Below are 19,573 nucleotides of genomic sequence, written 5' to 3' on the forward strand. Positions count from 1 at the left end.
GACGGCGATCTGGCGCAGGCACTTGTTTGATGCCCGCTCTGCGCCAACTCGGCTCGATAGTGCTAGGCCCCTAACGTCCTGATGGGGATCACGTAGATGCCATCTTCGACCTCGCGGGCGAATTCGCCGTTGCCGGTAATGACCGCCATGAATTTCGGAGGCCTCGTCTGTGTCTGCGGGTTCTTCAGCAGCTTTGTCCGCATCCGCCGCAGGCTTTCGACCCCATTCGGCACCTTGTCTTCGCTCGTTTTTATCTCGAAGGCGGCCCAGTTGCCATCGGCGAGTTGAATGACTGCGTCAGCCTCCAGCCCCGAATCGTCCCGGTAGTAACGCAGGGGGAGACTCTCGCTGAGGTCAAGTGTGGAAGCATATACGGCAAGATCGCGCATAACCATGTTCTCGAAGATCAGTCCGAAAGTCTGCCAGTCTTCTAATAGTCCGGCGCTCGAAACCCCCAGCATGGCGCAAGGAAGGCTTGGGTCCGCGAAGTAGCGTTTCGGTTTGGTTGCGAACCGCTTGCGCGACCGTGCAGGCGTAAGGGAATGATCCATGGCTTCCCCTGGTGCTTTCGATACCCAGCTGCATTGTTTTTGCTTCGCGATTATAGAAAAACCGAATGCGTACTACAAGAAAATCCGAATGATGCTGTTCACCCAAAAAATTGGCTTCCCCGGTTTGTGTGGGTTCATGAGCGCCCCGGAAGCGCAATCGGCAGGTTGGAGCAGCGCAACATCACGAGCGCCATGAGGTTGTCGATGCTCCTGAACCCGTAGCCCATGCGCACCCGCATCGGGAGAACCTCTCGCGGCTCATGTTGTCGATGCTCCTGAACCCGTAGCCCATGCGCACCGTGAGTTCGATCTTGTTGTTGATGGCCTCCACGCGGGCGCTGCCGATGCCGAGCCCCACGGCACGCACTTCCGCCCCTTCTTGCAGCCCGTCCCGCCCACGCCGACGCGCACGAGGCCGTCGAGGCGACCGCCCGCCTCGGCGTCCGGGCGGTCGCACACGCGCTTGCAGACACCCGCGCTCTTCCAGCCGATGCGCATCAGCCCCGCGGCCGGCGCCGCGGCTCGCATGCACGCAGAGCCATGCCGCCTGCTCCTCGAACGCCACGGCGAACCTGGACGCGGGATGCGCCCACGGCACCGGCTCCGCGTGGACTCCGCGCTCGGGGCACCCGGCGCGCGACGCGGCGTGCTCGAGGTGGACCCTCGCCGATCCCGAATCCAGCGACCCCCATCTCCCGGCCCTGGGGATGCCGTCGTGGGCGGCGGCCTTCCGCCCGCGCACCGGGCACCGTCTCATCTGCGTTTTCCCCGGCCTGACGGAGACGGCCAGGCACCCATCCTCGAACCCTGCGGATTCCACGACGGCCAGCGTGACCGCGAGCGGCTTTCTTAGTAGACCCTTCATCGGCGAGGGGGTTTCCCTTCGGTCTTGTTTTGGCGAAGAAGACTTTGATGGGAAATCCCCGAGCCGATTGCAGCTCTACTTTTTATTCACCCACGCAAACCCCCGAAGAGCCAAAAATTGGGCATATTTTGTATTCGTCTTCGTCATTGCAATGTCCTTTCATCCCTCGCGCCTGCTTGGCGCCCACTGATCGGACGCCCTCCCCGAAAGGTGCGGGCTCTCCGTTTCACTGGATGCGACACTAGGCTGGATGACAGTCATCACCGCAATGGATGATTTGGTAAATCGATTGGATGATTTTTGGTTGAGCTGGCCTGATCAGGTCTTTTGCTGATACCAATCGATAAATTTCTGTTGCATTTCAGTTTCCGAATGCACGTCGAGTTTGCGATACACGGCATTTACGTGGGTGCGTACAGTGCCCTCGGAACCACCCAGAAGCCTTTCGATCTGCCCGCGCGTGCACCCATCCAGCAGCAAAACGAAGACTTCTTGCTCACGTTTGGATACAGCATGTTCTGCCGCAAATGCATGGATAAGCTCTTCTTGGGAAGGCTGGGCATCTGGAGAACTCGGGGTTTCAGCCTGCGGCAAATCGGATGTGCGCGATCCAACGTGACAACCAATACGGTTGCCTGTCACCAATACGGTTGGCTGTCACCGGTTGCCGTAAAACTCTTACTCGCTCTCGCCGCCAAAACGGGGGTTTCAGAGTATTCCGGTTGCGCTATACTTGAAAACACCAGCTGGAAAGGGGGAAACGCTTCGCAACTTACCGCGATGCCGCCCGCCTGAAAGCTGTTTTTTATTCCTCGAGCAGAGAGGTGATGTTTATGGAGATCTCCGTTACTGGGCGCAAAATGGGTGTAACCGATGCTCTGAGATCTTACGCAGAAGAAAAGATCGGCAACTCCATGAAGGCGATGGACATCGACCCGCTGGTGGCAGAAATCGTCCTCCACAAAGAGAAGAACCCCGCGATCCCCCGCCCTGCCGTGTGCGAGGTGACCATGACCGCCGGCAGCCACATCATCCGCGTGGAAGAGCACGAGGAGGACATGTACGCCGCCATCGACGTGGCGTCCGCCAAGGTACTGCGGCAGCTGCGTAAATTCAAGACCCGCGTGGTGGAGAAGAACACCCGCACCGACGCCGCCACCATCCGCACGCAGTGCTCCGAGCCCGACTTCGACGCGCTGATGGAGGAACTGGCCGATGACGAGATCGTGCGCGAGAAGGACATCGACTTCAAACCGCTGACCGAGGAGGAGGCGCTCGTGGAAATTGACCTTCTGGGCCACGACTTCTTCGGCTACATCGACCGCGACACGGATACCTTCCGTATCCTGTACCGTCGCGCGAACGGCGGGTACGGCCTGCTGAAGCAGAAGTAGCCCGCACCGCGCGCCGCAGCATATTGCGAAGCGGAAACGCCTGCCGACAATGCCATGCGAAGGAGGATCGTCCCTGGACGGTTCTCCTTTTTGGTTACGGGGATAGATTGATAGATAGTGCGGATCCCGCAAGATGGCGCGCGAGGGTGCCGCGGACAGACAAAGGTAGAGACAAAGGTACCGAGACAAAGGTACCGTAGACTTTTGTCACATGGCCGGACAAAGGTACCGTATGCCACATGCGGCGACAAAGTAGGGACAAAGGTACCGGACAAAGGTACCGTATGCCACATGCGGCAACAAAGGAATCGGAGACCTTTGTCGCATGCGGCTATATTCGAGCCGGTAATCCCTGCAGGAATCCTGATATATCCATCCGTGACACCATTCAACGGTAGAGGGCCTGCCAGTATCGGACACGCGGGCCGGACGGACAAAGTCTACGGCCCCTTTGTCCGTGTCAACGCATCGCGGCATTGCTTGATGTACCATTCAACGGTAGAGGGCCGCCATGGCATCAGGACCCAAGACAACGATAAAGGGGCCGTACGACACGACAGGGGACAAAGGGGCCGGGGACTTTTGTCACATGTGGAGTACCCGCCATGGCATCGGAACCTGATGGAGGTACCCGTATGGAACTCGTTGCATTCTTACTGTTCGCAGCACTCTTCGGCCTTGCCGGCTATCTTCTCGTGCGAGTCGGACGACAAGACCGCGAGATACGCAGGATAACGGCATGGATGGAATCGCTCGGGCGGGACGCGAGCGCCCAAGACTTCGTCGCGCATCCTCTCCCGTCGGATCAGGCGGGCGGCAGGTCAGCCGCCCCCGGGGCGCCGCAGCCTCCTGCAGGCATCCCGTTCCCAACATCCACCAATTCGCAGGCCTCTGGCATTGCCCCTCAATCGATAGCGAGTCCATTTGCTTCGGCGGTCGAATCGCAAATGGAGGGCGAACCGGCATTAGCGGAACCCGGCTTCCCTGCAAACGTCTCCCCCCAGCGCCCCGCTAACGCCCTCGCCGCATCATCGCGGGCATCCGCTGCATCGGTTCCGCCGTCGGCTTGGCAAGGGAAGGTGGCTACGGAAGCGGGAACGCAGGGTGCCGCGCAAACCCCCGTCTCCTCCTTCGCGCAGCAGCAGGAGCCTGCCGCTTCGGTGGAAACGCCTTCCCGACCCCCTTCATCCTTCGAGCGCATCCTCGGCAAGAACGTCATCGGCGCGTTGGCTGCCCTCATGGTGTTCTGCGGCATCGTGCTGCTCGGGATCCTCGTGGTCCCCTCCCTCCCGGAATTCGCGCGATGCCTGCTCATGTACGCCGTCTCGATCGCGCTGTCGATTGCCGGCGGCACTCTTGCCGCACGGAGGAAAGACGCGTTCAGCACCACGCTGCTGGGCAGCGGATGCGGTGCGATATTCATTTCGCTGCTGATGACGCACGTGTACTTCGGGTATCTGGGGGACATCGCCACCTTCGCCCTGCTCCTTGCATGGATGGTCGCCTGTCTCACCCTCACGCGGAACCTCCAATCCATGGCGCTTTCCGTCATCGTCCACGCGGGCATGATCGTGTCGGTGTGCTTCGCTTACGCTTACGGATTCGATGCGCAACGCGCGCTCACCGTCGTCGTCTACCAAGTGCTCGCAAGCATCCTCATCATCGTCGGAGGGGCCCTCTGCTATCGCAGGTCGTATCGGTTCTCGCTTTTCGCCTCGATGGGGCTCACCGTAGTCGCCGGCCTGTTCATGGGGGACTACCTCGAGGCGCATACCGCGGCCTTCGAGCCGTCTTTCTTCTTGTCGTTCACCGGCATCGCGTTCATATCGCAGTTCGTCGGCGCGACGGCGCTCTCGTGCATCGCGAGCATCTCGACGCGCACTGCCTCCCGCGATGCCGACCGCATCCCCCTCCATCTCCTCAACAAGCTGCTCTGGATTCTCTCGCTTCTCACCATCGTGTACCGTATCGCCATCCGCATCGCCGAGGATGCCCTCCTTCCCCACGATGAGGCGGCGACCATCGCGGTGGCGATCACCGGGACATGCCTGCTCGTGCACGCTCTGGCGAGTGCCGGCGCCGTGCGAGCCCGCGCCATCGCCCCCGATCAGGGAAGGGTATCGATCGTCACCATGGCCATCGTCGCCGTCCCGCTCCTCTGGTGGCGGACAGCCCTGGCGTCGGCGGCCGCGCCGATGGCGGCGCCCTCGCACCTCCCCTTCATCATCGTCATCGCCATCGCCTTGTATGCGATCGCATGGATGCTGCGCGACCCCTTCTACGGCACGAAGGGGAACATCTTCCTCGCCCTCGACGTCATATCGCTGGCCGCGATCGGCGGTTACCGCAGCTTGACGGAGCAGGTCTCGCCCATCGCCTCCCTGCTTCTCATCGCCGTGCAGGCGGCGCTCGTCCTCGCCTGGTGGAGGCAGCAGCCCGAAGAGGACAAGCGGAAGGTCGCCGCATCGACGGCGCTCGCCCTCCTGGCCGGCTTCGCCCTCGCGTTCACGAACGCTGTGACCTGCCTGGACGACGAGTTGGGCACGCCGTGCGCGCTCATCGTCCTGCTGGGGATCATGCTGGCGCTCTGCCTCGCGGATGCCGAAGAGCGCTTGGGCGCCTCAAACGCGCAGAAGGGGCTCTTCCGCCTTATCGAGCTGACGATCGCGCTGGCCGGCATATGCGCCATCGAACTCGCCCCCGCCCATCCTGCGGATGCGCACGGGCTGGCGCTCGCAACCGCGTACCTCGTTCTCGGATTGCTGGCGGCAACGCTCTCCGTGGCACGGATCGTGAGATCGGCCCGCCTCGGCGCTTGGAACCCTGCGGCGCTCCAGATAGCCTACGGCCTTGCGTTCACGCTCTCGTTCATGGCGCTGGCGGACAGCGCCGCGATCTTCGGGAGCATCTCGTATGTCTCGAGCATCGTTTTGATGCTCGCCGCGTTCGCCTGCGTGGTCGGCGGGTTCTCCCTCCACCTGAAGCCGCTGCGCCTGTACGGGCTCACCGCCATCATACTGTGCGTGCTGAAGCTGGTCGTCATCGACATAGGTTTCGTCTCGACCGTGGCACGCGTCATCGCCTTCATCGGCGGCGGTATCGTGTGCTTCGCCGTCAGCGCCCTGTACAGCTATGCGAGCAGGCGGCTGGACCGCGGAGGGGAGGCGGATCGGGCAGATCTGCCCTCCGAAGACGTCAGACTGTAGTGCGGCCCGCGAAACGACGCTCTACGACATCATGCCCTCATCGAAATCGAAGCCCAGGTTGTCGCAAATCTCCTTCAGATGCTCGGCGCTCACCAGGCGCTCCGGCTCGGCACCGCCGTTGGCGGCGAGGGCGTGCAGGTAGACGCCCGCGGCCTTCTCGAGCGTGTGCGCCAGTCCGAACGAGTCATCGAAATTCTGCTCGCGCACCACGATGCCGTGTTGCGTCCATACGACGGCGTCGTGATCGACGATCATGTCCGCCGTCCGCCGCGCCAGCTCGAGGCTGCCGGGCAGGGCCCAGGGGATGACGCCGATGCCCTGAGGCGCCGCCATGATCACCTCCGTGCCGGAGCCCCACAGCACGCGGTTCCACTTCTTCTCATCAGGCTCGATCACCAAGCCCAGAGACATAATGTTGGGCGTGTGCGCATGGTATATCACGCGGTTGTCGCCATCGGTGTCGCGCATGAGGGCCGCATGGCAGAGGATATGCACGTCGATCTCGCTTGTGGGACGCGCCCCGTCGCGCAAACCCCACACTTTGCGCCATGCGCTGCCGGACTCGTCAACCTCGATGATGCCGCAGTTGACCGCAGGGTCGATGCTGACCTTGCGCATCGGGGCCCCGGCTGCCGTGACGAGCATCATCTCGCCGGCGACCTCGGGAGCCTCGTAACCGAGCCCGACCCATTCGTGGCCTTCGCCCTTCACGCTGAGGTAGGGAAGGCAGACGCGCACGTCTTCGTCGGTCAGGCGGTAGGAAAGGTTCCCCGCGCTGCTTTCGTGCCATCCCTGCTTCCACACATCATCGCACATGCGGATGAACCGCCGCATGCAGTTCGCCTGATCGATAGCCATTATGCCCTCCTGGTTCCCGAAACGGATCTTGGAATCAGTATAGCCTTTAACCCGCCCATGCGAGCAGGCTCGATGATGCGCACGGGCGGTCAGTCGCTGATCTTGCGCAGAAACGCCCGGGTGCGGTCGTGCCGGGGATGGTTGATGACCTCGTCCGCCGGCCCCTCCTCGACGATAACGCCGCCGTCCATGAACACGATGTGGTCGGCCACGTCGCGCGCGAAGTTCATCTCATGCGTGACGATGACCATCGTCATATGCTGGTCCGCCAACGTGCGGATGGCTTTCAGCACCTCCTGCGTCAATTCGGGGTCGAGCGCGCTCGTAGGTTCGTCGAAATAGAGGATGTCCGGGTTCAGCGCCAGGGCGCGGGCGATGGAGACGCGTTGCTGCTGCCCGCCCGACAGCTCGCAGGGGACCTTGTCCTCGTTCCCCTGCAGGCCCATGCGCGCGATCAGCTCGTGGGCCTGCCGCTCCACCTCGGCGGCATCGCGCTTCTGCACGCAAAGGGGGGCGTCGGTGATGTTCCTCATCACCGTGTAGTGCGGAAACAGGTTGTAGTTCTGGAACACCAGCCCGAATCGGCCCTTCGCCTGCTGGAGCGCGTCCTTGCCGGCGTAGACCGCCTCGCCGCCCTCATCGTGGGCGACCTCCAAATCGCCGTAGGAAAGGCATCCCGCATCGAAGCGCTCCAGCAGCGTGGCGCACCGCAGAAGCGTCGATTTGCCGCCGCCGGAAGGTCCGATGATGGCCACCACCTGGCCGGGGCTCACTTCGAGGGAGATATCCTTCAGCACATCGTTTTCACCGTAGCTCTTGCGCACATGCTTCAAGGAGACGACCGGTCGTGCGGGCATGGGGGACTCCTTAGTCATGGTAGTAGTCGAGTTTCTTCTCGGCGCGGTTCAGGGCGAATTCCACCAACAGGCAGCAGGCCCAGTAGATGAGCGCCGCGATGAGATACGGCGTCATGGAAACCTGGCTCGCCGCGATGGCCTGCGCGCGCGTGAACATCTCCATGATGCCCAGCACGAACGCGAGCGATGTGTCCTTCACCAGCGTGATGATCTCGTTGCCCATCGCGGGGAGGATGCGCTTGAACACTTGGGGGAGCACGATCTTCATGAAGGTCTGGCCGCTGGAATACCCTAGCACCTCGGCCGCCTCGTACTGGCCGCGGGGGATGCTTTGGATGCCGCTGCGGTAGATTTCGGCGAAGTACGCCGCGTAGTTGAGTATGAACCCGATATCGCAGGCCCAGAACTTCCAATCGCTGCCCAACTGCATGCCGAACAGGTAGTACGGGCCGAACATGAGCGCCATCAGCTGCAGCATCAGGGGCGTGCCGCGCAGCACGCTGATGTAGAAGCGCGCGATCCACGCCAAGGGCTTGAACTTGCTCATGCGCGCCAGGGCGACGATGACGCCCAGCGGCAGCGCACCGACGAGCGTGACGATGAAGATCTGCCCCGTGAGCAGCAGACCGCTGCCCAGCAGCCCCATCATGGTCCCGAAATCCATAGCGTCCTTTCAATAAAAACCCTGGCTCGCCCAGGGAAGTCAGCGTGACGGATCCCGGCGAGCCCGGGATCCCGTTCGGCAGCGGGACATCGAGGGCCGGCCCGTCTGCCGAACGGGTCCCTTGCCGCCGGAATCCGTCACGGTGTCGACGCAGCGTCCGTTCGGCGGAACGGCGCTACTTCAGTATCCAGTTGTCGAACGACAGCCCGTACTCCGCGTATTTCTTGCAGATGGACTCGACCGTGCCGTCCTCGTACATGGCCTTCAGCGTTGCGCTCACCGTATCTGCGGTCTCGGTATCGCCCATGGCGAAGCCCACCGCGTAATGCTCGCTGGAAAGCTCGGTGCCCAGCTGGGTAAACACGTCGGGTTTCGCGGAGATCTGGTACTGCGCGATGGAGAGGTCGCAGGCGACCGCATCCACGGCGCCAGACTCCAACTGCAGGAAGGCGTTGTTGTAGTCGGCGATGGTCTGGGGGGCGCCGCCCGCGAACGTGGCGGCGAGTTTGGCCTGATCGCCCTCGAGGACGTCGAGCGCGGCAGAATCGACCTGCGTCATGACCGCCTTGCCGGCAAGCCCCGCGAAATCTGCGATCCCGCTATCGGACCGGACCACGATGACCTGCTGGTTGAGCATGTACGGTTCGCTGAAGGCGTACTTGCCCTCGCGGCCCTCCATGGTGAAGCCGTTCCAGATGCAGTTGATGGAGCCGCTGCCCAGCATGGCGTCCTTCGCATCCCAATCGATCGCTTCGGCTTTGAACTCCCATCCGTTGCGGTCGCAGACCTCTTTGGCGAGATCCAGGTCGAAACCGGTGTAGGAGCCGTCATCGCCCATGAAGCCGTAGGGGGGATACGCGGCGTCGAAACCGACAACAAGCGTCCGGGCGGCATCCTTGGAAGCAGGCGATGAGCTGCTTGAATTGGAGTTTGCCGAGCTGCAGCCAGCGAATGCGAAGGCGGCAAGGCACGCGACGCATGCGCATGCGACGAGGGTCGCGAGCTTCTTCTTCATCAGATATTCCTTCCTTTGCATGGATGATCGTCCCTTTGCTTTAGCACGCTAAAGCAGCGGAGCGCCATTATATCATGCTCGGGCGGGATGTGGCGCCTAAGACCGCGAGCGGGGGCTCATGAAGCCCGCCCCGAACATGCCGTTATCCGTGCGGCGGGTCAGGCGGAAGGAGCGCGGTTCGAAATCGACGAGCTGGGAGGGGACCAGTTCGTCGGACACCTGCAGGCAATTCTTCAGGCACGAGTCCTCGCAGAGGCGGCATTGTGTGCACTCCGCCGCCCAATGTTCGTACAGCGCATCGCATCCCTCAAGGCGCGCATCCTCGTCGGGGGCGGCGTGCAGAGCCCCCGTGGGGCAGAACATCAGGCACATTCCGCAAGCGGTGCACGTATCGGCATCGATGGTCACCTTCCCCCACAGGCGCGTGGTGATCTCCTCGTCCGCCGGTGCGGGCTCGCCGATCCGGTCGAGGGCGTTCATCAGGTCCAATTGCCGTTGCGCATGGAACTGCGGCAGCGTCTGCCGATCGCCATGCACCGCGAACATATCGCGCAATGTCGGGGCCGCCTTGCCCTCATCCAGCTTGAGCTGCTGAGCCAATGTCACGCTGGCGGCCTTCTTCGCATCATCGCGCGCCGCCCCGAAGAACTTGCGGCGGCTCTCCCCCTTCATGCGGCGGCGGTCGCGCTCGGACAGCAGGCATGCCTCGGGAAAGGCGCTCGCGCGGCGTACCCGCGCCCCGCTCCCCCATATTCCCAGCAGTTCTTTAGCGCCCCCCACCACGGTATCGGTCGTCCCCTGCGTATCGCGGTAACGGCAGGTTCGGCACCCGCCGTCCACGAGAAGCACCTCGCCCGCCCCTTCGGAGACCGCGTCGACGATGGCGCTCTCGTCCACACGGCACAGGCACGGTACCTCGGCGTAGGTGCGCGGGTCCGCTTCGCGGCGGCTCGATATGCGCGCGCAGGCGATGACGGCCGTGCCTTCCAGCGCCCGCATCCCGTCGGCGACCTGGGCCATAAGGTCGGCATCCATGGGCTGCAGGGGCATCAGCGCCCCAGTCGGGCAGGCGGTGCAGCACGCCTGGCACGCCACGCAACCGTCGAATCGAATCGAGAGCACGTTGTCGCGCACGTCTACCACGCCCGCCGGGCAGGCATCGATGCACCGCGTGCAACTGGAATTGCGGTTGCGCACGGCGACGCATTTCTCGGAGAGGATGAGGACGGGCTTGCTCTCAAGTTCCTGGGCGATTTCGACGATATCGTTTATCGATGGCATAGACGCTCCTTGCCCTACTCCGTTTCGTTCGCAAGCAGGTATTCCTCGGCCGCATGCAGCTCCGCGGGGGTGTTCACGTTGACGAAGCAGCCCCCCATGGGCTCGGCGCGCAGCACGCGCGGCTGCGTGAACGGCGCGATGACGATGTGCTCGAACAGGGACTGCGCTCGCAGGTCGCCCCCTTCGACGAGGCGTTGCGCCGCGGGCAGGCAGGTGCTTTTGCGGTAGAGGGAGTGCATGGGCTCGTATCCGTGCTTGTTCACGGGCACCACCGCATCCGCCAGCGTGCGGGATAACTCGGCGCTTTCCGCCGCGATCAGCCGCGCGGAGGCGAAGAGCATGTCGCAGGCGATGATCGCCACGTATTCGTTCTTCGCCGCGGACAACGCGGTGAGAACGCCGGGAAGCGCACCGCGGACCGGCAGGATATCCGGCACCAGCCTGATGGGTTGGCCGGGATACGCATCCGCGAGGAATGCGAGGTCCTCCGCCTCGTTCGTCGTGACGATCAGTTCGTCGGCCACCGGGAGCATCCGCTCAACCATGCGCACGATCAAGGGGCGGCCCAGAAACGGTACGGTCGCCTTGCTCCGGCCCATGCGCTTGCTTTCACCACCCGCCTGGATGACCACCGAGATGCGCTGCCGCATGAACCGCTCCTGCAGGAAATCGCAGATTCCAGCTGCATCGCCCAAGCCGAACGAGGGGATGCCGTACCGAGCCGCCCCCTCGAGGGCGGCGGGGATGTCCGACACCACCGCCACGGTGGAGCTCGTGGGCATCTTACCCGGATCCCCGACGGCATCCGAAGCGGCGGGGTTTCCTTGGGACGCTCGGCCCGCCTGGACGAAATCGCTGGTCAGAGGAACGCCCGCGTATGCATTCCTTCGAAACAGCTCCGCGATCTCATCGTCGTGCACGTTCCCCGCGCGCATGATCTCGATGGAGGGGAGTCCGCTTTTCCGATACCCCTCCACCAAGACGATATCATGCCCCGGCATCTCGGCTACGAGGTCGGAGCATTCGACCTCGCCGGCGACATCGCAGATGCGGGCGATCTGGCCGGGCGCTGCGATCACCACCTCGGCGGCACCCGCTTGGCGATGGCGGTAAGAATCCTTACCCGGGATGTCGATGTCGAACCCCGCATGCCCATGGTGCTTGATGCTCCCAACGTCGATCCCACGTGCCGTCAGCTCGGAAATCAATTTGACCACAAGGGTCGTCTTCCCCGAATTGTGGCGCCCAACGATGGAAACCGCCGGGCTGGGAAGTTGAAGCCTTGAGATAGTCACGTGGCAGACCTTCTTCTCGCTCACTCTTGGGAATCGTCCGAGGGGATTGCCGAGCGCGACTGGTTGACGGCATCTTGGATAAGCGACCGCACATCGTCGATGCCCTCGCTCGAAAGGCTGCTCGCGGGCACGACGACCGCATCGCCCGCGGCGGCGAGTTGCCGGCTCAAAGCTCCCACCTGCTTGCGCTTTGCGTTTGCTCCCAGCTTGTCTGCCTTGGTGAACACCAGCATGAAGGGGATCTCCTGCAACTGCAGAAACTCGATCATCCGCAAGTCGAGCGGGCTCGCATCGTGACGGATGTCCACCAGGAGCACGCAGAGGGCGAAGCGGCGGTTCTGCGAGAAGTATCCTTCGACCAGGGGCTTCCATGCACCCTGCTCGGCTTTGCTCCGCTTGGCGTACCCATACCCCGGCAGATCGACGAAATCCACATCGCCCACGTTGAAGAAGTTGATGGCGCGTGTCTTTCCCGGCGTCGCCCCCACCTTCACCAGATCCTTGCGACGGAAGATCTTGTTCATGATCGAGCTTTTCCCCACATTGGAGCGCCCGACGAACGACACCTCCGGCCGCATGCTCGCCGGAACCTGCTCGGGCTTTGCATAGCTTGCGACGAAGCGGGCGAGCTGGTAGTTGATGTTCATCACGCGCCCCCTCCAAGGAAGTTCTCCCACCATCCGCGCGACGCCATGCCCATCGCCTCGAGCGCATCGAGCAGCTCCGCCTGCTGCGCGGGCGGCATGGAACGGAATTCCGCCTGCATCCGCCGCGTGAACGCCGCGGGATCGGCGGCAGCCTCCTGGAACGCCCGCTGCATCTCCTCGAGGGCGAACCCGTCGAGCCCGCCTTCGGGAAGCAGGGACGACAGCTTCGAAAAGTCCATTCCGGGAAGCCACGACGCCCCCGCTTGCGGCCCCCTGCCCGTCGCATCCTCTTCGGGACGGGGGAGATCGAGCCGGTAGAATTGCTCCATCATGGCGCCGAACGCCGCCGGCACGTCGCTGCCGCCGCCGCTGGAGAGCGAGAACACATCCTTTTTGAACACCACGTTCAACGTCCAGCGCATCGTCGGACGGCCGGGTGCCGCGCCGTATGATCCATCCCATCCGAACACGCCCGCCTCCTGCAGGGCATCCTTCAGATGCTGCGCGGTTTCCTGCGGAACCTCCCGGGTGAAATTCACCTTCGGGTTGCCCCCGCTGCCCTGTTCCACATGCAGGGAGTACAGACCGTCGCCCTGTTGCACCATGCGAAACACACTACGGCCCCGCACGGCCTCCACCAGCGTGAACGCCAAGCTGTAAAACGGTGGATTCGCTCGATCCTCGGCCATACGCTTCCCCTTCAGTCGAAATCTCTCGGGCAAAGCATACCAGACTCGTCAATTCCCCCGCCGCGCGGGGACCGCCTGCTTTCGACCCGTAACGAAGAGGGCGGGCGCCGAAGCGCCCGCCCTCCCAGGACATGCCTGCCGCTACCCCTTAGTTGGCATGGGCATCCTCGAGAATCTGCTGACTCTCCTGGTAGCTCACCCATCCGTCGGGGAGCACCGCGCTGGGGATGTCCGGGTTGCTGGCGTTATGGCAACCCGAGCACACCACCGTGCTGGCGCGATGGCCCTTGTGACACTCGCCGCACTCGACGCGGATGTTATCGCCATGATGCTGGGAATGGGGGTTGAATTCCATCTCGATCGTGGTCTTCTCCAGCTTGTTGTAATCCACCAAGCCATCGCTGCCGCGCAGGTACGCGTGGCAATTCTCGTTCACGCAGAACTGGGTCCCCTCTTTGCCGTCCCATTTCATCATGCGCCCGAGATCGCGCTCGGTACGGGGAAGGTAGTAGTCGCCCGCCACATAATGCATGCCGTCGGTGGCGAGTTCCGTCATGTTGGGCTCGTGGCAATCCACGCATTCGATGGTCGAGTTCTTGCCCGTGGTGTTGTTGTGGCTGTGCAGCACTGCCATCATGGCGTTGGTGTTCGACACTTCATTGCCGTATTTGTCGGTACCCACCACGCCCTTCTCTTGCGAGTAGTTGTCCACATAAGTCTGCTCGATGTGGCACATCGTGCTGCAGAAGCTCGGATGCTCATGCCACTGGTACATACCCACGCCGGCAACCACAAGGACGACGACCACGATGGCGGTGATGATAAGGCCCTTATGCTTTTTCGGTTTCGGTTCAGCCATCTGTATCGCTCCTTTCGAACTTGCGTCTTTAAGAAGCAACGTAGAACATGTTGATGTCGTTGGCTTCGCCATCGGCTTCAACGCTCTGCGGCAGGGTCACGCCAGCGGCCACGGCCAGGCTGGCATCCGTGATCTTGCTGTGCAGCTCGTCGGCATGGGCGTCGGCCCAAGCCTGGAAGCCCTCGACCGTAGAGGCCTTGCCCAGGATCATGTCGCCTTCGTTGAGCAGCTCTTCGGCCTTCTGCAGGGTGCTCTCGTACAGCGCGGTGTTATGGGCGCCCTTGCTGTTCTCGGCGGCAACGCTGTTCCAGTAGAAGGCGCTGTCGCGCTGGATCTTCTGGAGGCGGGCGACCTGCTCGTCGGTCAGGGTGCCGGCGGCGATGGCGTCTTCAAAGTTGTGGATGAAGTCAGCTGCGCGCATGCCTACCTCGTGGCGATGGGCATCCTCCTTCTTCTGCTTCTCTGCTACCTCGGCCTTGATATCCGCATGGCAGGTGGAGCAGTTGGTGTTGATGAGCTCTTGGTTGTCGAGCGGGCTCCCCCAGTAGTGGCTATGATACGCCGTGCCGTCATCGGCGGTCTTGACCGCCATATGGCAGTCGGCGCAATCATAACCGAGGTCCCGGCCCATGTGGCCGCCTTCGGGTCCGTAGTTGTACTCGAACTCGGAGTGGCGCACGGCAAGCATCTTGGCGCCGGTGGTGGCGTAGGTCCAGTCAACGTAGTTGTGCTCGTCGTACCACTGCAGGGCCTTCTCGGGCGTCATGCCGTCGAGGCTGTCGTATGGGCTGGTCGGGCGACCGGTGACCGGATCCATGCTGTAGTCGCAATGGCACTGGCCGCAGGCCTCGCTCGAGGCGGTGGCCTTGTCGATGCCGTCTCCCAATGCTTCGATCCACTGCAGGCGTGTGGGCTTGACCACGCTAGGATCCTCGTTGTCATGGCAGTTGGCGCACGTGATATTGTCCTCGTACTTCTGCACGTACTGCCAGAAATTCTCGCTCCAGATCTCGCTGTCGCCCGACTGCGCCACGTCGTAGTTGAACTCCGCGGACTTGCAGGCGATGCAGCCGGTCTTGGCTTTCGCGGTGGCACGACCCTGATGGGTGACCGTGAACAGCGAATAGGTATGGCCCGCCGGCTCCGTGTAGAACTTGGCGTAGCCGTAGCCCAGACCCAAGACCTTGATCTCGGGATACTTGACCAACTTATCGATCTCGTTCACGTCGCCGTCCTTTGGCAACCAGAGATTCTCATCGTTGCTTTGCCAGGTGCGCACCTGGTTCGGATACTGGCTTTCCCATTCCGCACCATAGATAACGCCGTTCTTGGTGACTTCCGGAACGGTGGTCGGGGAAGAGGCCGATGGCGTCGGATTCCCCGGATTCGCCTTGGGGGCGCACCCGACGATTGCGACAACCGCTGCCATGGCAACTACCACAACCATGCAGATGAGCAGTTTCTTGCTGCTCCTCAGCTTACTGAGCATTTATATCCCTCCTTGCACAGTAGTCCCCTGCATTTCCTTGAAATCAAATCATATTGTCTTCACATTTATTAGTCTAGTGTAATCCTTCTGGTTCAGAGCAATATGAGGGGTTTTCCTGATATGTCCACGCAATTGAACCGTTTATCTGGGATTATGCACAAACCGGAAAACGGCGCCCTCGAAAAGAGCGCCGCCTGGCCTATACTCCCTATGGTGTAGGCGAAAATCCTACTCCGGCCCTTCCGCCCGGGGGAAGAACGTCGCGAGCGCCTTTCCCCCGGTGGGCTTCCCCACCAGGCTTCCCACGACCATGAGGACGAGCGCCAGCGTGATGCCGATCGTGATCTGATGGAGCCCGGCCACCTTGAATCCGGTCGCCATCGCAAGGCAGTACGCCGCCGTGCCGCCGATCATCGAGCAGAGCGCCCCCGTCTTGTTCGCGCGGCGCCAGAACAGCCCGCCCACGAACACCCAGCAGAACGCCGTTTCGAGCCCGCCGAATGCGAACATGTTGATCTTCCATATGACACTCGGGGGGACGATGGCGAGAACGAAGACGACGATGCCTATCCCGAAGGTTACAGCCTGGCTTCCACTGCTGATCAGGCTATCGGCGATCTCCTTGCCTTTTGCCCGCTCGCGATGGAGCCACAGATCCTTGATGATGGCGGAACTGCTTGCGATGAGCAGGCTCGATACGGTGGAGATGCTCGCCGCGATCGGGCCGATGATCGCGATGCCCGCAAGCCAGGGCGGCAGGCTCCGCGCGATGGCGGTGGGGATGATGTTGTCGACGCTGCCGCCGTAGTCGGCAAGGCTCCCGGGGAGGATGCCCGCCGCGAACACGCCCAAGCTGGTCACGCCGATCATCATGGCGCCGATGATGATCGTCCCCCAGATCATGGCGCGGTGCAGCGCTTTCGCATCCTTGAAGCCCATGCAGCGCACGACCGATTGCGGCAGGCAGAACGTGAACACGCCCACGAGCAGCCACTGCGTGAAATACAGGCCCACCGGCATATTGCCACCCGAAAGCGGATCGAGCATCTCGGGATGGTTCGACGCGATCGTGTCCATGACGTTCGCATACCCCCCGCCCTGGCTGAAGATACCCCCCGCCAGCACGGCGATGCCCACCAGCATGGCGATGCCGCAGAGCGCATCGGTGAACGCCACGCCGCGGAACCCGCCGATGGTGGTGAAAAGGATGACCGCGATGCCGAAGATCGCCAAACCCGTTACGTAGCTGTAGCCGGTCACCGCTTCGAACAGCTTGGCACCGCCCACGAACTGGGCAACCATGGTCGCGGCGAAGAACAGGACCATTATCAGGGTGCTTGCCACCGCCAGGGAATCCGACTGGTAGCGCTCTCGGATGACGTCGATGACCGTGACCGCTCCCAGCTTGCGGCTGATAAGCGCCATCTTCTTCCCCATGATGCCGTAGAGGATGAACAATGTGGTCACCTGCACGGATGCCATGTACACCCATCCGAAGCCGATCGACCACGCCTGCCCCGGCCCTCCGACGAAGGAGCTGACCGATCCGTACGTGACGATGGTGGTCATCGCCAGCACGAACCCGCCCAGGCTCCGGCTGCCGATGAAGTACTCCTTCACGAACCCACCGGCGGCGCCGGCAGCTTGGCGGCGCGCGGCGAGCGCGATCACCAGGGCGACGGCGAGGAATACGACGACGGGGAGCAGGCCCGCGATGCTCGAGCTATTCATGGTCGGACCCCTCTTCCTCGCCCAGATCGAAATCGGCGAAGACCCTCTTGCCGAGCACGACGGCGACCGCGACGGCGAACAGCCAGGTGCCTACCGTGCCGCCGACGATCCACAGGGGAGTGTGGAACACCTCGATATCCAGCCCCGCCAAGCCGAAGCCGCATGCGGTCCATACGAGGATGGTGAGCAGCAGCGCGACGACCGTCACCGCCGCCTCGCGATCCGCCTGCGCCATCTTCTCTTCGTAGGTGCTGTACATGGCATCGCCTTTCGCTCGAGGAGGACGTTCGCATTGTAGTGGCCATCGAAATGAATTACCATCGAGTGTAAATTATGCGGGGAACTAGAAGGAGCACTTCCTCATGCATCTGAAAGTGCAGCATCGCGGAGGCAGGGACTACCTTTCCATCGTGCAGAGTTATCGCGATGGGAAGAGGACGCGTACGCGCACGGTGGAGACCATCGGCTACGCTGACGACTACGCCGACCGCTACCCCGACCCCATCGCTCATTTCCGCGCCCATGTAGAGCAGTTGAACGCATTGCGCGACGAAGGAGCCGCCGTTCCGCTCTCCTTTGGAAGGGAAGAGCAGATAGGCGAAGGCCGGCAGCGATCCGCGCGCCTGGGCTCGGCGGTGGCGCTGGGCTGCTTGGATGCGCTGGGGATCGCGGGGTTCTTCAACGCGCGGCGCGGGCGCCCCGACTTTCCCGCGCAAGCGGGGCGCGTGTTCGAGATGCTCGCCGCAGAGCGGATGATGCACGTGGCGAGCAAGCGCGAATCATGGGAACGGCGCGCCTCCTTCCCCCGTTCCTGCGATTTCGATTACGCCGACGTATATGCCGCCCTCGATTGCTTCTCCGCCCAGAGGGAGTCGATATGCCGGGCGATGGCAATCTCGTACGAGCGGCTGGGCAACGCATACGACACGAGCCGCATCTACCTGGTCGTCTCCGCGTTCCCCTTCGCCGCATCCGGCGAAATCGACACCGGGGAGGACGGCGGGGCGGGGCGGGCGACGGCATGGATCGCGCTCGCCCTCGACGGCGCGAGCATGCCTTTGAGCTACTACCTGTACGGGGAAGCCCCCGATGCGGCGAGCCTCGCCCGCTGGGCGGAGCGGGCGAGGAACGATTTCGGGGCGGGCCGCGTCGTGGTGGTGGCGGGAAGGCTGGCGGAAGCCGAGCTCGCCATGCGCGCGCTCGCCGCGAGGGGGCATGGCTTCGTGCTGTTCGAGGACGTGGGGGCATCCGACGACCTTCGGGCATGGGCCCGGGATCCCGACGGATATGTCGACAGCCGGCAGGGCAACTTCCACATGAAAGCGCGTGCGGGGCGTCTGCCGGCCCTGGGACCCGCCCTCCCCGAAGTCCCCTTGAAAGAGGTGGTGCTGCGAAGCCGCGGATATGCATGCGTCGCGTGCAGCGAAACCAACCTGTCCCCGGGGGGCATATTCAACATCTACCGAGAACTCTGGCGCCTGGCGGAGCCGTTCCAGGTGATGGAAGCCGACTTCGCCCCCGTTCCGTACCCGGTATCGCACGCCAGCCACGTCCGTGCGCACTTCGTCATATGCTATGCCGCGTTCTTCGCCCTGCGCATGCTGCGGCAGCATATGGGTTGGGCGCACAATGCGGCGCACGTCGCCGACGCGCTGTTGCATATGGAGGGAACCTGCCTGCAGGCGAACTGGTTCCTGTTCACCTACCGTTCGCCGGTGACTGACGACATCGAGCGCGCCTGCTCCATCCCCGTGGCACGCCGGATCAGAACGCCGGATGACATCCGCCAGTCAATCGGATCGACACGGCGCGCCCTGCGCGCAGAAGATCTTCCGGCAAAGAAGCCTTAACCCCCTCGCGTGCGAATGCCGCCTCCCACGAGGATGCCGGGCGGGCGGAGCGGAACGCCGCGAGCGCCCGGCATCCCCCCAGGCTGTCTGGAAACCCCTATCAATCTGTTCGAACATGCATCATGGAGTATCTATATGTTTCTTGAAATACTATATGTCGTATAAGCAGAAATCTCAGGGGGGTTCCAGACAGCCTCCCCCCGCGCTGCGCGCATGCCCGATTTGCGCAATGTCCTCGAAGATACGGAGGACATGGGCGCATGAACCGGCTCGATAGGGCATAATGGTTTGCCAATGCAAGCAATAATCTTAAGGGGGTATG

The 19,573-nt window shown here is 62.7% G+C and carries 18 protein-coding genes; 3 read left to right on the forward strand and 15 right to left on the reverse strand.

Annotation, left to right across the window (positions count from 1 at the left end):
- Positions 1-62: 62 nt before the first annotated feature.
- The 3 genes from NOV21_RS00955 to NOV21_RS00965 all read right to left on the reverse strand — a co-directional run bounded on the left by NOV21_RS00955 (position 63) and on the right by NOV21_RS00965 (position 2,058).
- Positions 63-551 carry a DUF4143 domain-containing protein gene (locus NOV21_RS00955; protein WP_283169774.1) on the reverse strand — a complete coding sequence of 163 codons (489 nt, stop codon included), beginning with the start codon at positions 549-551 and terminating at the stop codon, positions 63-65.
- Positions 552-732: 181 nt separating this feature from the next.
- A complete protein-coding gene (locus NOV21_RS00960; RefSeq protein WP_283169775.1) occupies positions 733-1,416 on the reverse strand; it encodes a transposase in 684 nt (227 codons plus the stop codon).
- A 318-nt stretch (positions 1,417-1,734) separates the two neighbouring features.
- The gene (locus NOV21_RS00965) at positions 1,735-2,058 is read right to left on the reverse strand and encodes a response regulator transcription factor (protein ID WP_283169989.1); all 324 of its coding nucleotides are present in this window, start codon (positions 2,056-2,058) and stop codon (positions 1,735-1,737) included.
- A 191-nt stretch (positions 2,059-2,249) separates the two neighbouring features.
- On the opposite strand from NOV21_RS00965, the gene hpf reads away from it, so the two are divergent.
- Positions 2,250-2,810, forward strand: a complete 561-nt coding sequence (hpf, locus tag NOV21_RS00970; protein WP_283169776.1) for a ribosome hibernation-promoting factor, HPF/YfiA family — start codon at positions 2,250-2,252, stop codon at positions 2,808-2,810.
- Between the two features lie 1,079 nt (positions 2,811-3,889).
- The gene (locus NOV21_RS00975) at positions 3,890-6,016 is read left to right on the forward strand and encodes a DUF2339 domain-containing protein (protein ID WP_283169777.1); all 2,127 of its coding nucleotides are present in this window, start codon (positions 3,890-3,892) and stop codon (positions 6,014-6,016) included.
- Positions 6,017-6,037: 21 nt separating this feature from the next.
- On the opposite strand, the gene rhaD is transcribed toward NOV21_RS00975, so the two are convergent.
- The 12 genes from rhaD to NOV21_RS01035 form a co-directional block, all read right to left on the reverse strand.
- Positions 6,038-6,874 carry a rhamnulose-1-phosphate aldolase gene (gene rhaD, locus NOV21_RS00980; protein ID WP_283169778.1) on the reverse strand — a complete coding sequence of 279 codons (837 nt, stop codon included), beginning with the start codon at positions 6,872-6,874 and terminating at the stop codon, positions 6,038-6,040.
- An 89-nt stretch (positions 6,875-6,963) separates the two neighbouring features.
- Positions 6,964-7,731 carry an amino acid ABC transporter ATP-binding protein gene (locus NOV21_RS00985; protein ID WP_283169779.1) on the reverse strand — a complete coding sequence of 256 codons (768 nt, stop codon included), beginning with the start codon at positions 7,729-7,731 and terminating at the stop codon, positions 6,964-6,966.
- A 10-nt stretch (positions 7,732-7,741) separates the two neighbouring features.
- Positions 7,742-8,395, reverse strand: coding sequence for an amino acid ABC transporter permease (locus tag NOV21_RS00990; protein ID WP_283169780.1), 654 nt, complete (start codon positions 8,393-8,395; stop codon positions 7,742-7,744).
- Between the two features lie 175 nt (positions 8,396-8,570).
- A complete protein-coding gene (locus NOV21_RS00995) occupies positions 8,571-9,410 on the reverse strand; it encodes a transporter substrate-binding domain-containing protein (protein ID WP_283169781.1) in 840 nt (279 codons plus the stop codon).
- Between the two features lie 96 nt (positions 9,411-9,506).
- Positions 9,507-10,691: a 4Fe-4S binding protein gene (locus tag NOV21_RS01000; RefSeq protein WP_283169782.1), complete on the reverse strand. Its 1,185-nt coding sequence runs from the start codon at positions 10,689-10,691 to the stop codon at positions 9,507-9,509.
- A gap of 14 nt (positions 10,692-10,705) precedes the next feature.
- Positions 10,706-12,010 carry a molybdopterin-guanine dinucleotide biosynthesis protein B gene (mobB, locus tag NOV21_RS01005; protein WP_283169783.1) on the reverse strand — a complete coding sequence of 435 codons (1,305 nt, stop codon included), beginning with the start codon at positions 12,008-12,010 and terminating at the stop codon, positions 10,706-10,708.
- Positions 12,007-12,633, reverse strand: a complete 627-nt coding sequence (gene yihA / locus NOV21_RS01010) for a ribosome biogenesis GTP-binding protein YihA/YsxC (RefSeq protein ID WP_283169784.1) — start codon at positions 12,631-12,633, stop codon at positions 12,007-12,009. Before yihA ends, mobB begins: the two co-directional genes overlap by 4 nt.
- The gene (locus tag NOV21_RS01015) at positions 12,633-13,322 is read right to left on the reverse strand and encodes a hypothetical protein (RefSeq protein WP_283169785.1); all 690 of its coding nucleotides are present in this window, start codon (positions 13,320-13,322) and stop codon (positions 12,633-12,635) included. The genes yihA and NOV21_RS01015 overlap by 1 nt, the downstream gene beginning before the upstream one ends.
- A gap of 148 nt (positions 13,323-13,470) precedes the next feature.
- Entirely contained in the window at positions 13,471-14,181 is a 711-nt protein-coding gene (locus NOV21_RS01020) for a cytochrome c3 family protein (RefSeq protein WP_283169786.1), read from the reverse strand.
- A gap of 28 nt (positions 14,182-14,209) precedes the next feature.
- The gene (locus NOV21_RS01025; RefSeq protein ID WP_283169787.1) at positions 14,210-15,670 is read right to left on the reverse strand and encodes an ammonia-forming cytochrome c nitrite reductase subunit c552; all 1,461 of its coding nucleotides are present in this window, start codon (positions 15,668-15,670) and stop codon (positions 14,210-14,212) included.
- A 228-nt stretch (positions 15,671-15,898) separates the two neighbouring features.
- Positions 15,899-17,401, reverse strand: coding sequence for a sodium/pantothenate symporter (panF, locus tag NOV21_RS01030; protein WP_283169788.1), 1,503 nt, complete (start codon positions 17,399-17,401; stop codon positions 15,899-15,901).
- Positions 17,394-17,660 (reverse strand): YhdT family protein, encoded by a 267-nt coding sequence (locus tag NOV21_RS01035; protein WP_283169789.1) that lies wholly within the window; start codon positions 17,658-17,660, stop codon positions 17,394-17,396. The genes panF and NOV21_RS01035 overlap by 8 nt, the downstream gene beginning before the upstream one ends.
- A gap of 103 nt (positions 17,661-17,763) precedes the next feature.
- Between NOV21_RS01035 and NOV21_RS01040 the strand changes: the two genes are divergently transcribed.
- Complete coding sequence (locus NOV21_RS01040) at positions 17,764-19,251, forward strand: hypothetical protein (RefSeq protein ID WP_283169790.1); 1,488 nt, start codon at positions 17,764-17,766, stop codon at positions 19,249-19,251.
- The last annotated feature ends 322 nt before the right edge of the window (positions 19,252-19,573 follow it).

Origin of the sequence: Curtanaerobium respiraculi (assembly GCF_024609215.1) — a bacterium.
Lineage (GTDB): Bacteria > Actinomycetota > Coriobacteriia > Coriobacteriales > Eggerthellaceae > Curtanaerobium > Curtanaerobium respiraculi.

Coding starts and splice junctions, on each gene's coding strand:
- yihA (WP_283169784.1), bottom strand. CDS start 12,633: ATGAACATCAACTACCAGCTCGCCCGCTTCGTCGCAAGCTATGCAAAG.
- NOV21_RS01040 (WP_283169790.1), top strand. CDS start 17,764: ATGCATCTGAAAGTGCAGCATCGCGGAGGCAGGGACTACCTTTCCATC.
- rhaD (WP_283169778.1), bottom strand. CDS start 6,874: ATGGCTATCGATCAGGCGAACTGCATGCGGCGGTTCATCCGCATGTGC.
- NOV21_RS00960 (WP_283169775.1), bottom strand. CDS start 1,416: ATGAAGGGTCTACTAAGAAAGCCGCTCGCGGTCACGCTGGCCGTCGTG.
- NOV21_RS00995 (WP_283169781.1), bottom strand. CDS start 9,410: ATGAAGAAGAAGCTCGCGACCCTCGTCGCATGCGCATGCGTCGCGTGC.
- NOV21_RS00985 (WP_283169779.1), bottom strand. CDS start 7,731: ATGCCCGCACGACCGGTCGTCTCCTTGAAGCATGTGCGCAAGAGCTAC.
- NOV21_RS01020 (WP_283169786.1), bottom strand. CDS start 14,181: ATGGCTGAACCGAAACCGAAAAAGCATAAGGGCCTTATCATCACCGCC.
- hpf (WP_283169776.1), top strand. CDS start 2,250: ATGGAGATCTCCGTTACTGGGCGCAAAATGGGTGTAACCGATGCTCTG.
- panF (WP_283169788.1), bottom strand. CDS start 17,401: ATGAATAGCTCGAGCATCGCGGGCCTGCTCCCCGTCGTCGTATTCCTC.
- NOV21_RS01015 (WP_283169785.1), bottom strand. CDS start 13,322: ATGGCCGAGGATCGAGCGAATCCACCGTTTTACAGCTTGGCGTTCACG.
- NOV21_RS00955 (WP_283169774.1), bottom strand. CDS start 551: ATGGATCATTCCCTTACGCCTGCACGGTCGCGCAAGCGGTTCGCAACC.
- NOV21_RS00990 (WP_283169780.1), bottom strand. CDS start 8,395: ATGGATTTCGGGACCATGATGGGGCTGCTGGGCAGCGGTCTGCTGCTC.
- NOV21_RS01025 (WP_283169787.1), bottom strand. CDS start 15,670: ATGCTCAGTAAGCTGAGGAGCAGCAAGAAACTGCTCATCTGCATGGTT.
- NOV21_RS01000 (WP_283169782.1), bottom strand. CDS start 10,691: ATGCCATCGATAAACGATATCGTCGAAATCGCCCAGGAACTTGAGAGC.
- NOV21_RS01035 (WP_283169789.1), bottom strand. CDS start 17,660: ATGTACAGCACCTACGAAGAGAAGATGGCGCAGGCGGATCGCGAGGCG.